The following is a 749-nucleotide window of genomic DNA, read 5'->3' on the forward strand; positions in this document are numbered from 1 at the left end:
ACCGCCAGGTAAACATCCCGTTTCCGGTGTGTGTTTCCCGCTGGCAACAGATAAAAACTATACGCAGGTTCCACCACCCACGCAAATCGAAAAGCGGTGTTCTGCGTCATACTCCCGCGGGGCCGTCATGGGGGCGTTTCACGGTGCCTGGTGTCCGGGCTGGGCGCGGAAACCAGGATGATGATCGCCCGGGCTGTTTCATCGTCTTCGTTGGCGTATCTGCCTGCCCCACTCTTCGGACCGGCCGGTGCTCTGCCCTAGTGTGGGAGTCATGAGCGATCTGCAGAAACGTCTTGGCTACCGTCACCCGATTTTCAATGCCTCAATGGCCGGAGCGGCCGGCGGTCAGTTGGCCGCAGCGGTGTCCACGGCCGGAGGTGTGGGCATGATCGGTGTTCCGGCGGCACCGAGCCCGCAGTGGATCGAGGAACAGCTCTCCCATGTCCGGGAACTGCCCACACCATGGGGAGCGGGATTCATGGGCTGGGCCCTGGAGCAGGACATGGGTCCGCTGCAGGCCTTCCTGAATGAGCGCCCTTCCTGGTGTGCATCAGCTTCGGCGAGGTGGGCCGCCCAGCCGCGCTGGCCCGCGAGTCCGGGGTGCTCACCGCCATGCAGATCGGCAATGCGCAGGACCTGCAGCGGCTCAAGACGCCGATATTGACATCATCATTTGCCGCGGCGGCGAGGGTGGCGGCCACGGGCGGAACGAGGCCGGGACTTGGCACTGTTGCAGCTGGCGGTTAATG

General features: G+C 64.1%; 1 protein-coding gene. It reads left to right on the forward strand.

Translation table 11 applies throughout. The features are described 5' to 3' along the window. Positions 1-271 precede the first annotated feature (271 nt). Positions 272-664, forward strand: a complete 393-nt coding sequence (locus tag JCM19049_RS21590; protein WP_279403447.1) for a hypothetical protein — start codon at positions 272-274, stop codon at positions 662-664. The last annotated feature ends 85 nt before the right edge of the window (positions 665-749 follow it).

The sequence above is a fragment of the Arthrobacter sp. JCM 19049 genome (genome assembly GCF_001310435.1).